Annotated in this window: 11 protein-coding genes and 1 pseudogene; 9 read left to right on the top strand and 3 right to left on the bottom strand. The window is 45.5% G+C overall.

The genetic code is table 11. From position 1 onward, the window contains the following. The first annotated feature begins 94 nt into the window (after nucleotides 1-94). The 3 genes from dacB (at nucleotide 95) to AC2T15_RS04255 (ending at nucleotide 3,739) form a co-directional block, all read left to right on the top strand. A complete protein-coding gene (dacB, locus tag AC2T15_RS04245; protein WP_486778820.1) occupies nucleotides 95-1,528 on the top strand; it encodes a D-alanyl-D-alanine carboxypeptidase/D-alanyl-D-alanine endopeptidase in 1,434 nt (477 codons plus the stop codon). A 251-nt stretch (nucleotides 1,529-1,779) separates the two neighbouring features. Continuing rightward, nucleotides 1,780-3,069, top strand: coding sequence for an OmpP1/FadL family transporter (locus tag AC2T15_RS04250; RefSeq protein ID WP_486778821.1), 1,290 nt, complete (start codon nucleotides 1,780-1,782; stop codon nucleotides 3,067-3,069). Between the two features lie 151 nt (nucleotides 3,070-3,220). Next, nucleotides 3,221-3,739 (top strand): copper chaperone PCu(A)C, encoded by a 519-nt coding sequence (locus AC2T15_RS04255; RefSeq protein ID WP_486778822.1) that lies wholly within the window; start codon nucleotides 3,221-3,223, stop codon nucleotides 3,737-3,739. Between the two features lie 197 nt (nucleotides 3,740-3,936). On the opposite strand, the gene tnpA is transcribed toward AC2T15_RS04255, so the two are convergent. Continuing rightward, on the bottom strand, nucleotides 3,937-4,353 hold the full coding sequence (gene tnpA, locus AC2T15_RS04260) for an IS200/IS605 family transposase (protein WP_486778823.1): 417 nt from the start codon (nucleotides 4,351-4,353) through the stop codon (nucleotides 3,937-3,939). 21 nt (nucleotides 4,354-4,374) lie between these two features. On the opposite strand from tnpA, the gene AC2T15_RS04265 reads away from it, so the two are divergent. Further along, nucleotides 4,375-5,439 (top strand): RNA-guided endonuclease InsQ/TnpB family protein, encoded by a 1,065-nt coding sequence (locus tag AC2T15_RS04265; RefSeq protein ID WP_053099499.1) that lies wholly within the window; start codon nucleotides 4,375-4,377, stop codon nucleotides 5,437-5,439. Nucleotides 5,440-5,459: 20 nt separating this feature from the next. Here AC2T15_RS04265 and AC2T15_RS04270 read toward each other — a convergent pair. Beyond that, nucleotides 5,460-5,597: pseudogene (locus AC2T15_RS04270) on the bottom strand (cold-shock protein); the annotation flags it as partial. Between the two features lie 209 nt (nucleotides 5,598-5,806). On the opposite strand from AC2T15_RS04270, the gene clpS reads away from it, so the two are divergent. The 4 genes from clpS to AC2T15_RS04290 are packed head-to-tail and all read left to right on the top strand — an operon-like array spanning nucleotide 5,807 to nucleotide 9,594. Next, nucleotides 5,807-6,154: an ATP-dependent Clp protease adapter ClpS gene (clpS, locus tag AC2T15_RS04275; protein WP_053101686.1), complete on the top strand. Its 348-nt coding sequence runs from the start codon at nucleotides 5,807-5,809 to the stop codon at nucleotides 6,152-6,154. 41 nt (nucleotides 6,155-6,195) lie between these two features. Continuing rightward, nucleotides 6,196-8,457 (top strand): ATP-dependent Clp protease ATP-binding subunit ClpA, encoded by a 2,262-nt coding sequence (gene clpA, locus AC2T15_RS04280; protein WP_486778824.1) that lies wholly within the window; start codon nucleotides 6,196-6,198, stop codon nucleotides 8,455-8,457. Nucleotides 8,458-8,473: 16 nt separating this feature from the next. Continuing rightward, nucleotides 8,474-8,929: a flavodoxin domain-containing protein gene (locus AC2T15_RS04285; protein ID WP_053101688.1), complete on the top strand. Its 456-nt coding sequence runs from the start codon at nucleotides 8,474-8,476 to the stop codon at nucleotides 8,927-8,929. Beyond that, nucleotides 8,926-9,594, top strand: coding sequence for a pseudouridine synthase (locus AC2T15_RS04290; RefSeq protein ID WP_080997004.1), 669 nt, complete (start codon nucleotides 8,926-8,928; stop codon nucleotides 9,592-9,594). Before AC2T15_RS04285 ends, AC2T15_RS04290 begins: the two co-directional genes overlap by 4 nt. A 26-nt stretch (nucleotides 9,595-9,620) precedes the next feature. On the opposite strand, the gene AC2T15_RS04295 is transcribed toward AC2T15_RS04290, so the two are convergent. Next, nucleotides 9,621-10,091 (bottom strand): MaoC family dehydratase, encoded by a 471-nt coding sequence (locus AC2T15_RS04295; protein WP_053101689.1) that lies wholly within the window; start codon nucleotides 10,089-10,091, stop codon nucleotides 9,621-9,623. 403 nt (nucleotides 10,092-10,494) lie between these two features. Between AC2T15_RS04295 and fadD1 the strand changes: the two genes are divergently transcribed. Then, nucleotides 10,495-12,186 (top strand): long-chain-fatty-acid--CoA ligase FadD1, encoded by a 1,692-nt coding sequence (fadD1, locus tag AC2T15_RS04300; RefSeq protein WP_053101690.1) that lies wholly within the window; start codon nucleotides 10,495-10,497, stop codon nucleotides 12,184-12,186. Nucleotides 12,187-12,211 lie beyond the last annotated feature (25 nt).

Here is a 12,211-nt window from a genome sequence, read left to right on the forward strand (position 1 = left end):
TTGCCTCGATGTCAGCCGTTGGCTATCGCTTTAGGGCAGCGGCTATTACACTTTAGGACAGGCTTTTTTATTTATTATCAAGTGGATTGGTTAAATGTTTGCAAAGTTTTTAATGCGTTCTGTACTTAGCGCTTGTGCTATGACCTTAAGTTTACCTCTATTGGCTCAGGCCAGCGGATTACCAGCATCGATTGAGCAGGTGCTGACAAAAAATAATTTATCCGGTCAGTCCTTATCATTGGCAGCAATTCCTTTAACTGGTCCAGGGCGTGCTATTTTCTATAATGCCGATACGGCAATTAATCCTGCATCAGCCATGAAGTTAGTGACTACTTATTCTGCTTTAGAGTTATTGGGTCCTGCCTATCAATGGAAAACTGAGTTGGCGAGCGATGGCATACTTAAGGATGGAGTGCTGCAAGGTAACCTCTATGTCAAAGGCGGTGGTGATCCTAAACTCACTATGGAAAAACTTTGGTTACTGCTTAGGGATTTAAAAGCCAATGGGGTCACCACTGTGACCGGTGATTTGGTGTTGGATAATCATTATTTTTCTTTACCGCGATTAGAACCCTTTGATGATGATGGCTCTGATCAAAATAAACCTTTTTTAGTTGAGCCAGACTCGCTGTTGGTTAACTTTAAGGCAATGCGCATTATTGCATTAGGTCAGCAACAGCAAGTTAAAGTCAGTGTTGAGCCACCCATTGATAACCTAACCGTGGTTAATCAAATCAAGCTATTACCCCCAGGTAAGTGCCAAGACCCTGCGCGAGTGTTCTATAAAACTGTGGAAGGTGAAGGTAAAACTGAGCTAGTGATGAGTGGGGAGATAGTCTCTGGTTGCCGGAGCCAAAGTTATGTGGCGCTGCTTGATCATCCGCAATATGTGGCGGGCGTGATTCGTTCTATGTGGCGTGAGTTGGGTGGGTCGATTCAGGGGCGGGATCGGGTAGCACCGGTAGTGGCGAATAGCCATGTGGTAGCTCGTGCCTACTCAGCTGATTTGACGGAAGTGATTCGTGACGTCAACAAATACAGTAATAACACCATGGCCAAACAAGTGTTTTTAAGTATTGGCGCCCAGCACCGCACCGCTTCTGATCGCGATGATGCGGCAGCAGCTAAGCGCATGATTAATCAATTGATGCGCCATAAAAAAATTCCGGCCCAACACCTAACCATTGAAAATGGTTCAGGGCTATCACGTAATGAGCGTGTAAGCGCCCGTGAATTGGCTTATATGCTAAAGGCCGCTTGGGAAAGCCCGTTTTCAGCTGAGTTTATTTCCTCTTTGCCTATTGCCGGAATGGACGGCACTTTGCGTAATCGAATGAAGAACACTGCGGTACGCGGTAAAGCCCATTTAAAAACCGGAACCTTGCGTAATGTGCGGGCTTTAGCCGGTTATGTGCGCGATAAGCAGAATAATCAGTGGGCGTTAGTGGCGATTATTAATGACGATAAACCTTGGAGTGGTGGTGCGGTGATTGATCATGCAGTGGTTCATTTGCATCAAAACCCTTAAAATAGTCTGACTTATCAGTCATAATATGTGCTAATTAAAGAGTATTCAGCGAAATTAGCTACAGTTAGTTATATCGCCTGACAAGTAATTGTCGGACAAAAATTAAAAACTGCCGCAAAAACCGCGGCAGTTTTTTTTATTACAGAATTTATCTACTAAAGGCGTATTCCGACGGTAATTTGGTTGTTGGTCTCTTTTCTAAAGCTTGTTAGCTTGCATGTGCGTTCACACATCTTAGGAGTACAAAAATAATGCGCATTCCATTTTTACGGACAACCCTAGCCATTAGCTTAGCAGCGGCTTCAACCTATACCTTAGCTAACGGTTTAGCGATTAACGAACAAAGCGCAAGTGGCGCAGGTACTGCATACGCAGGTCGTGCCTCTTCAGCCTTAGATGCCAGCACTATCTATGGTAACCCTGCAGGTCTATCCAAATTAAAAGGTACCCAAGTATCGGGTGGTATGGCTGCAGTACATGCCAATGTTGATATTAAACAAACTGGTGGCTTTAACGACGGAAAAAGCCGTAACAAAGGTGACATGGTACCTTTTGCCGCAGTTCCTTTTGGCTATTTTGCCACGGAAATTGACGAGAACTGGGCCTTTGGTTTAGGTGTGTATGTACCCTTTGGTGTAATCAGTGATTATGAGAAAGACTTCGCTGGTCGATTCCATGGTCTATACAGCGAAGTTAAAGTTATCACTGTTCAACCGACGGTTAGCTATAAATTTAATGATCGTATTGCAGTAGGTTTTGGCCCAACTATTAACCGAATTAACGGTGAGTTAACTAGTAATACAGATCAAAGCATGATTGCTCCAGGGCTTCAAGGAAAGTCCAAAGTTAAAGGCGATGATATGGGCTATGGTTATAACCTAGGGGTGATGATCGATTTATCTGATCGTACAACTTGGGGGCTAACCTATCACTCGAAAGTTAAATATAAGTTAGAAGGTGATATTACAGTATCCGGCTTGCATCCATATTTTATTATGGGTGCTCAAGCAGAAGGTTTGACCTTAAAAAATGGCAAGTTTAAAGGTTCGTTAGACTTTACTACGCCTGAGTCGATTGATACTTCAGTTACCCATAAATTGAATGATCAGTGGACAGTGCATGCTGGAGCTACTTGGACTCGTTGGAGTCGTTTAGAGAGCATTGAGCCAGTTTCAAAGTATAATGAAATTAGTACTAGTCAGTCTAAAGAGGTTTTGAAGTGGGCTGATACTTGGTCGTTCTCTGCGGGTGCTGAGTATCAGTTAAACCCTACTGTGGCACTGCGTGCTGGCTTAGCTTGGGATGAATCACCTACAGATAGTGACTACCGTAACGTACGTATTCCAGTAAGTGATCGTATGATCTTTGGTATGGGTGTGGGCTGGAAAGCCACCGATAACCTAACAGTGGATGCGGCTTACGCTTACATTAAAGAGCGTGAAGGTAAAGTTAAGCAGCTGCATGGCGAGCGTTCTGATTATGCAGCCAAATACAAAAACAGCGCCCACGGTTTAACTGCTTCGGCAACCTACCGTTTCTAAGTTAATCCTTAGTTGCTGTAATCAAAGCCGTCACTCTTATGGGTGGCGGCTTTTTGTTTGGGGCTACTAATGCAGCACTTTGCCGCATGTTGAGTCAAGGTGGTTATTGATAGAGTGCAGGCTGAATAATAACTAACCAATTAGGAATTTGATGATGCATAAAGCCTTTATTTTAACTGGCCTATTAGGTGCCTTGCTATCCATTAACCCGCTAGCTGTAGCCCATAATGAGGCTCATCATGGACATGCGCAGCAAGCAGCAGCACAGCTAAAAGACCTAAGTTTTGGTGAGGCTTGGAGTAAAGAGCTACCACCGACGGCACAAAATGGTATTGCCTTTTTTTCAGTGAACAATACTGGAAAAAATGATGACAAATTAATTGCTGCTGCGGCGCCAGTTATTGCCGAAAGTGCAGAAATTCATGCCCACATCCATGAAAATGACTTGATGCGAATGGTCAAGGTAGATGACTTAGAAGTCGCTGCTGGGCAGACAGTGGTATTGGAGCCGTCGGGCTACCACATTATGTTAATGGGCTTAAAGCGTCCGCTGGTAGCGGGCGAACAGTTTCCGTTACAGCTGACGTTTGAGCAGTCGGGTGAGGTGGAGTTAACGGTGACGGTACGTCCGAATGATGCGGTAGAAGCAGAACATCATCACCATCACTAATAGGTAAGTGAAACAACTCAGGCTGCTGCAATGGCAGCCTGATTAGCTGAAGCGGTATTTAATTTTCGCTAACTAAACGAATATTGATGGCATGCATGCCTTTGGGGCCAAGTGTTTGCTCAAAGGTGACCAAAATGCGTGACAAGCCCCGTACTTCTAGTGCGGGGAAGGATAGCACTGGGAGGCGTTAGCCTCCCTTAATGCGGTCGGGCTTGTTGCTCAATGTATTGTCTAATCACTGAAATAGGAGCGCCACCCACACTTCCCGCGTAGTAGCTGGGACTCCAGAGCGCGTTTTTCATGTATGCAAGTTTAACCAGCTCAGGGTGTAACAGTTTGAGCCTCCGGCTCGACACCCCTTTCAAACTATTCACCAGTTTCGATACCGATACTTTCGGTGGAAAGTTCACCAGCAGGTGAACGTGGTCGGCTTCGCCATTGAATTCCACTAACTCCGTTTCAAAGTCCGTACACACGCTGCGAAAGATACTTTCCAGCGACCTAAGATGATTATCGGCAAACACAGCGCCACGGTACTTCGTAATAAAGACCAAGTGAGCATGAAGATCAAAAACGCAGTGTCGACCTGTTCTATATGTATTGTTTTTTCTCATAGACCAAATATAATCGAAAGCATGAAGCAGACCAAGACTTTAAAAGTTCGAGTTAAAGATAAGCACCGACCACTGCTAAATAACATGGCGCGGTCGGTGAACTTTGTCTGGAACTATGTGAACGAACTTAGTCACCGCTCAATCAAAGAGCGTGGCGTGTTTTTGTCTGCCTACACTATCCAGAAGTACACGCAGGGTGTGCACAAAGAGCTGGGATTGCATAGTCACACGGTGCAGAAGGTAGGTGCTGAGTACGCTACGCGCCGCAGACAGTTCAAGAAATCACGCCTTAGTTGGCGCAAGTCTGGCGGTGTACGCCGCTCACTGGGCTGGATACCGATCAATACAGGCATGGCCAAATGGAAGAATGGTCAGGTTTATCACAACGGCCACTACTTCAACGTATGGGACAGCTACGGTCTGTCACAGTATACGTTCAAGTCTGCCTCGTTCAACGAGGATGCCCGTGGCCGCTGGTACTTCAATGTGGTGGTTGAAGTTGATGTAGTGATGCCCAAGGGACAAGACTGTATCGGTATTGATCTTGGCTTAACCGACACAGCCACCTGCTCGGACGGCACAAAGCTGGAGGCGGGTCGCTTCTATCGCGGTCTTGAGGAAAAATTAGCCATAGCACAACGGGCTAGAAATAAAACTCAAGTCAAAACCATTCACGCCAAGATTGCTAACCGTAGAAAAGATACGCTGCACAAGTTCAGTCGCACGTTGGTCAACCGCTGCGGTGAAATCTATGTCGGCAATGTCAGTAGTTTAAAACTCGTTAAAACCAAGATGGCCAAGTCAGTGTTGGACGCTGGCTGGGGTCAATTAAAAACAATGCTGAAGTATAAAAGCGATCACGCTGGCATTGTTTTTAAGGAAGTGAACGAGGCATACACCACCCAAACCTGTAGCTGTTGTGGCGCACTGCCCGATAGCAGGCCGAGAGGTATCGCAGGGCTTGGAATAAGAGAATGGATGTGCAGTGCGTGTGGTGTCACGCACAGCGACCGCGATGTAAACGCGGCCAAGAACATTCTCGCGGTCGGGCATGGCCGTCTAGCTGTAGGAATCCCCGCCCTTTAGGTCGGGGAGGATGTCAATTTTTGTCCAGCTTTTAGCGAGCGATAGCCTTCCATATTAATCGCTGAGTGGTGCGCGAAGATATCTTGCTGGCCACCATCCACTACAATAAAATCATAGCCTTTGGTGTTGTTAAACCATTTAACTGTACCGTGAATCATTACTACTTCCTCTGATTTCTTACTCGCTTGCTAGGGGTAACATAAATTACTTGCATGCTTCATAATGGGCCTAATTTTGCTTAGTCCCCGTAAGTTTTTTATGCACTCGATATTTTTAAAACAGCACTTAACAGCTGTCAATCTGCAGAGTGGTAGCTTGCGAAGCATATCAAATTTTTGTTTTTTTATTTTGGCTAAAAGTGAATTAAATGACACCTTATCTACATAACAGTCAGTGGCAATCCGAGGATTCAGACTCTGGTATAGGTTTAGCGGAAGCACCCGCTAAGCCGCAGCTGAAAGAACCTCCGATGTATCAAGTGGTTTTATTAAATGATGACTACACGCCGATGGATTTTGTGGTAGAGGTGTTAGAGGTGTTTTTTGCCATGAGCCAAGAGCAAGCCTTTGCCGTGATGCAAAAGGTGCACTTTGAAGGCAAAGGAGTGTGCGGCGTTTTTACACGTGATATTGCTGAGACTAAAGCACAGCAAGTCACTGATTGTGCAAGGGATAATGGGCATCCGCTGCTGTGCGAGTTTGAGCCTGTAGCGTAATACAGTATGAATGTTAGGCAAATTATTTAGGTGGTTATGGCATGTTGACTCAAGAATTAGAAAAAGCCCTTAACCTTGCGTTTAAAGAGGCGGCAGACTATCAGCATGAGTATGTCAGTGTTGAGCATTTACTCTTGGCGCTGCTAGAAAGTGTTGAGGTGCAAAAAATCATCGCCGGCTGTGGCGTACATCTAGAGCCGCTTAAGCAAGAAGTTTTGGCATTTATTTTAACCACCCATCAATCTAATGCGTTGTTAATGAATGCTCCTGAGCCAACCCTTGGCTTTCAGCGTGTCTTACAAAGAGCCGTATCCCACGTACATAGTTCTGGTCGTACGGAGGTAACCTGTGGTAATGCGCTGATTGCGATTTATTCTGAGCTCGATAGTCACGCCGTGTATATGTTGGAAAAAGCTGGACTGACGCGTTTAGAGGCAGTGACTTATCTGTCCCATGGTGAGGACTTAGCTGAGCCAGCATTAACTGAAGAGGCACTAGAAGAATCAGAGACTGAGCAAAGCAGTCAGAAAAGTGCGTTAGATAAGTACACACAAAACCTTAATCTGCTAGCTGAGCAAAATAAGATTGATCCGTTAATTGGGCGGGAACAAGAGTTAGAGCGAGTAGCGCAAATTTTAGCTCGGCGGCGGAAAAATAATCCGTTATTAGTGGGTGAGGCCGGAGTGGGTAAAACTGCGATTGCCGAAGGTTTAGCAAAAAATATTGTCGCGGGAAAGGTGCCTGCCATTTTAGCTGATACGGTAGTTTACTCCCTAGATTTAGGCGCTTTGTTAGCCGGTACCAAATACCGTGGTGATTTTGAAAAGCGTCTTAAAAGCTTGCTTGCTGAGCTGGCCAAGCAGCCTGATAGCGTACTGTTTATTGATGAGATTCACACTATTATTGGTGCCGGTGCGGTATCTTCAGGAGCGATGGATGCTTCCAATTTAATTAAGCCTTTGCTCAGCTCTGGACAGTTACGTTGTATGGGCTCGACTACGTTTCAAGAATATCGCGGTATTTTTGAAAAAGATCGGGCATTGGCGCGCCGCTTTCAAAAGGTCGATATTCAAGCACCTTCAGTGCAAGACACCTACTTAATTTTACAAGGTTTAAAAAGTCAGTTTGAGCAGCATCATCAGATCAGCTATAGCGATGAGGCATTACGTACTGCTGCGGAACTAGCCGCGCGTTATATTACTGATCGACACTTACCAGATACCGCGATCGATGTGGTTGATGAAGCGGGCGCTTACGAGCAGTTACAACCCAGTGCACAGCGTAAAACTGAAATTGGGGTGTCGGAAATTGAAGCCGTGATTGCGAAAATTGCGCGTATTCCTGAGCGTCAAGTCAGCGCCAGCGATAAAGAAGTGCTTAAAAATTTAGAGCGTGATTTAAAGCTAACTGTGTTTGGTCAAGAGCCGGCGATTGAAGCCTTAAGTAGTGCAATTAAGCTGTCTCGAGCAGGCTTACGTCAGCCTAATAAGCCGATTGGCTCGTTCTTATTTGCCGGACCTACCGGTGTGGGTAAAACCGAAGTGGCCAAGCAACTCGCCCGTGCGTTAGGCGTAGAGCTGATTCGCTTTGATATGTCGGAGTATATGGAAAAGCATACGGTATCGCGTTTAATTGGTGCACCGCCTGGCTACGTTGGTTTTGATCAGGGCGGATTGTTAACTGAGGCCATTACTCAGCAGCCACACTCTGTGTTGTTATTTGATGAAATTGAAAAGGCCCACCCTGAAGTCTTCAACCTGTTATTACAGGTAATGGATAACGGCACCTTAACCGATAACAACGGGCGTAAAGCAGATTTTCGCAATGTGGTGATTATCTTGACCACCAATGCTGGTGCGACTGTGGCAGCTCGGGCATCGATTGGTTTTACCCAGCAAGATCATGCCAGTGATGCGTTGGGTGAAATTAATAAATTATTTAGCCCAGAGTTTCGGAACCGCTTAGATAATATTATTCAGTTTGGCCGCCTGTCAGAGCAAACCTTAACCAGCATTGTTGATAAACAAATAGCTGAGCTACAAATGCAGCTAGAAGAGAAAAAAGTTTATCTTGAGCTTACTGCTGCAGCTAAAACTTGGCTGGCTAAAGTGGGCTATGACCCGGCCATGGGGGCAAGACCTTTAGCTCGCGTGATCCAAGATAAAATTAAGCGAGTATTGGCTGAGGCGATCTTATTTGGCGAGTTACAGCAGGGTGGTTCGGTAGTGGTTGGCTGCCAGCAGCAAGAGCTTTGCTTTAGCTATCAGCCACTAGCAGCTACTGAGCATAAGCAATCAGTTTAAGGGCTGGAGTACAGTAATGAAGAAAGTAGTGATTGTTTCTGGAACGGTATTTGGTACCTCAGAAGAAGTGGCCTATGCAGCCGAGGAAATGTTACAAGCCCAAGGAATTGATGTTGAGTATAACAACCGTGTGACCTATCAGCAGTTAGCTGCCAGTGAGGCTGAGGTACTATTAGTGGTGACGTCCACCACCGGTATGGGCGAGTTGCCTGGGGCTTTAAACGTCTTGGTGCATGAGTTGCAAGATATGCCACCCCAGTGGGCGATTAAGCAAGGCGCTATTATTGCTTTGGGTGATGCCAGTTATGGTGAAACGTTTTGCGCGGGCGGTGAGCAGGTGCGGGAAATGTTTGCTGAGTTAGGTATTACTGAATTACAGCCGATGCTGAGACTGGATGGCAGCGCGACAGTAACCCCAGAGCTAGATGCTGTGCCTTGGATTGAACAATTGATTAGCCTGCTCCAAGCATGAGTGAAGTGAAGGGAGCTAGACGCGGCAAAAAGTTTTCAGTGGCAACTAAAGCTGTGTCTAAACCACGTACTCGACGACCACATTCGGGTTCTGCCAAAACTAGCGCACCAGTGTTACTTATGCTGAATAAGCCCTTTGATGTTTTAACTCAATTTACCGACGGACAAGGGCGAGCCACTCTCGCAAACTATGTGCAGCGCCAAGATGTGTATCCAGCTGGTCGCCTTGATCGAGACAGTGAAGGCTTGGTGCTGTTAACCAATGATGGGCGCTTACAGGCCAGAATCAGTGAGCCAAAATATCAGGTCAGCAAAACCTATTGGGCGCAAGTCGAGGGGCAAGCCAGCGAAGCTCAGTTGGAGCAGTTGCGGCAGGGAGTGCAGCTTAAAGATGGCGTCACCAAACCGGCTACAGCACGCTTAATAGAAGAGCCCCAAGGGCTATGGCCACGGGTACCACCGGTGCGTTATCGAGCCAGTATTCCTACCAGCTGGATTGAGCTAACAATCAGTGAGGGACGCAACCGACAGGTGCGACGTATGACGGCGGCGGTTGGTTTGCCGACCTTACGTTTGGTGCGGGTACGTATTGGTCCTTGGCACTTAGGCGATTTGCCACAAGGTGCTTGCTGTGAAGTTAATGCTGGCTTATTAGCTAAGCGCTAGCTAATAAGCCAGGGATCGCTGAATGATTATTCAGCAATAAAGTTAGGTACAGTGGCTAACTCAAGGGACAATTTTTCGTTGGGCGCTAATACTTTAGCTTCGCCTTCAACCACGGCTTTGCCTTCTTGGTTAACGACACGGGTTGCGATGCGAACACGGCCTTTAGGTAGCTTCTCTAGAACTTCTAATTCTACCGTCAGGGTATCGCCTAGTTTGACTGGGCGAGTGAAGGTTAATTCTTGACCCAAATAAATCGAGCCAGGCCCTGGTAGTTCGCAAGCAATAGCCGCACTGATTAAAGCACCGCTGAACATGCCGTGAGCAATACGTTCTTTGAACATAGTGGTGGCGGCAAACTCTGCATCTAGGTGTACTGGATTGGCATCTCCTGACACAGCTGCAAACATCAGAATATCTTTTTCCGTTACGGCTTTAGTAAAGGTAGCCTGTTGGCCTACGGTCAGTTCTTCGTAGGGGGTATTGGTGGCAATCGTCATGGGTAACTCCTTAAAAATAGAGGAGTGTACTTCAGTCTGAGAAATACACTATATATCGTTAGTGGTATTACTATATTATTTTGTGACTAATAGCTGAAAGTTACAAGGCCAAAAAAGGCTAAATTGTTGAACGAAAGAATAATAAATTTAGCGTCCTAAGTTTAACCTTTAAGAAACACAAAAACTCGCGATAGTTATGACTAAAGTAAGGTTGCCAATGCTAGTGGGGTGATTTTAAAGCTGTTATCGTTTTTTTAAACAAGCGTTCTAGTCTTTCTGTAACAGCGATCATTGCTACTGATCAGCACAGAAAATTGCTAGTCGTTTTAGTCTTTAGCCATAAAAACTGCCCGGCTAGCAGTAATAAGCATATGATTAGTCAATACATCGTAGGAGCAGGTAGATGATTGAGAGTTTTTGGAAAGATAAATACCCTGAAGGTATTCCTACAGAAATTAATGCAGAAGAGTATCCCAATATCCAAGCGGTGATGCTTGAATCGTGCCGTCGATTTGCCAACAATCCCGCCTTTACTAACTTAGGTAAGCAATTAACCTATGGTGAGTTATATGAGTTATCTGGGCACTTTGCGTCGTGGATTCAAAACCATACCGATTTAAAGCCAGGCGATCGCATTGCTATTTTACTGCCTAACTTACTGCAATACCCGATTGCAGTGTTTGGTGCGATGCGTGCCGGACTGATTGTGGTGAACACTAACCCGCTGTATACCGCCCGTGAAATGGAGCATCAGTTTACTGACTCCGGTGCCACCGCAATTGTGTGTTTAGCCAACATGGCGCACTTGGTTGAGGAAGTCTTACCGAAGACGCAAATTAAGCAAGTAGTGATTACTGAAGTAGGTGATATGTTGTCACCGCTAAAACGCTTCTTAGTCAATAATGTAGTGAAATTCGTGAAGAAAATGGTGCCGGCTTACCATATTGCCAACGCCATTAGTTTCAATGATACGCTGAAAAAAGGCTCAGCTAAAGCGGCGCGTAATGTTGATCCAGACTTAAATGATGTTGCGGTACTGCAATACACTGGCGGTACCACTGGCGTAGCAAAAGGCGCCATGCTGACCCACAAAAACCTGATTGCCAATATGCAGCAAGCTCGGGTGTTAATGGCCAGTAACTTAGAAGAGGGTAAAGAAACGGTGGTGGCTCCTTTACCGCTGTACCACATTTACGCCTTCACACTGCACTGTATGGCGATGATGATTACCGGTAATAACAACTTACTGATCACTAACCCGCGAGATTTACCGAGCATGATTAAAGATCTGAAAAAATTCAGTTTTTCAGGTTTTGTGGGCTTAAATACATTATTTGTGGCGTTGTGCAATAACGAGAAATTCCGTCAGTTAGATTTTTCTCGTTTAAAGCTCACCTTATCGGGTGGTATGGCGCTGCAAATTGCTACGGCTGAGCGCTGGACGGAGTTAACCGGTTCAAAAATTTGTGAAGGATACGGCATGACTGAAACGAGTCCTATTGTTTCGGTAAACCCTATTCAAGCCATTAAGTTAGGTACTATTGGTATTCCTGCACCTTCTACCCTATGTAAAATTATTGACGAAGAAGGGGTTGAATTGCCTCTGGGTGAAGCGGGTGAGCTTTGCGTTAAAGGCCCGCAAGTGATGAAGGGCTACTGGCAGCGCGAAGAAGCAACCAAAGAAGTGCTAAGTGACGATGGCTGGTTAAGAACCGGTGATATTGCGCTGATTCAAGAAGATGGCTATATGCGCATTGTGGATCGTAAAAAGGACATGATTGTAGTGTCAGGCTTTAACGTGTATCCCAATGAGTTAGAAGATGTATTAGCTAAAATTCCAGGCGTCTTACAAAGTGCGGCGATTGGTATTCCTTCAGATAAAACGGGAGAAAAAGTTAAAGTATTTTTAGCTTTAAAACCTGGCGTGACCTTAACTAAAGATGAAGTAGTTAAGCATATGCGTGCTAACTTAACCGGTTATAAGGTAGCGCGTGAAATTGAGTTTAGAGATGAATTACCTACTACAAACGTAGGTAAAATTTTACGCCGTGAGTTGCGGGATGAAGAACTGAAAAAGATTCAAGCCGCTTCTTAAGCATCGCTGCTAATAAAAAAGCTGG

Source organism: Thiopseudomonas sp. SA1F2-1K (genome assembly GCF_057443035.1).

Coding starts and splice junctions, on each gene's coding strand:
- clpS (WP_053101686.1), top strand. CDS start 5,807: ATGACACCTTATCTACATAACAGTCAGTGGCAATCCGAGGATTCAGAC.
- AC2T15_RS04250 (WP_486778821.1), top strand. CDS start 1,780: ATGCGCATTCCATTTTTACGGACAACCCTAGCCATTAGCTTAGCAGCG.
- clpA (WP_486778824.1), top strand. CDS start 6,196: ATGTTGACTCAAGAATTAGAAAAAGCCCTTAACCTTGCGTTTAAAGAG.
- fadD1 (WP_053101690.1), top strand. CDS start 10,495: ATGATTGAGAGTTTTTGGAAAGATAAATACCCTGAAGGTATTCCTACA.
- tnpA (WP_486778823.1), bottom strand. CDS start 4,353: ATGAGAAAAAACAATACATATAGAACAGGTCGACACTGCGTTTTTGAT.
- AC2T15_RS04255 (WP_486778822.1), top strand. CDS start 3,221: ATGATGCATAAAGCCTTTATTTTAACTGGCCTATTAGGTGCCTTGCTA.
- AC2T15_RS04290 (WP_080997004.1), top strand. CDS start 8,926: ATGAGTGAAGTGAAGGGAGCTAGACGCGGCAAAAAGTTTTCAGTGGCA.
- AC2T15_RS04265 (WP_053099499.1), top strand. CDS start 4,375: ATGAAGCAGACCAAGACTTTAAAAGTTCGAGTTAAAGATAAGCACCGA.
- AC2T15_RS04295 (WP_053101689.1), bottom strand. CDS start 10,091: ATGACGATTGCCACCAATACCCCCTACGAAGAACTGACCGTAGGCCAA.
- dacB (WP_486778820.1), top strand. CDS start 95: ATGTTTGCAAAGTTTTTAATGCGTTCTGTACTTAGCGCTTGTGCTATG.
- AC2T15_RS04285 (WP_053101688.1), top strand. CDS start 8,474: ATGAAGAAAGTAGTGATTGTTTCTGGAACGGTATTTGGTACCTCAGAA.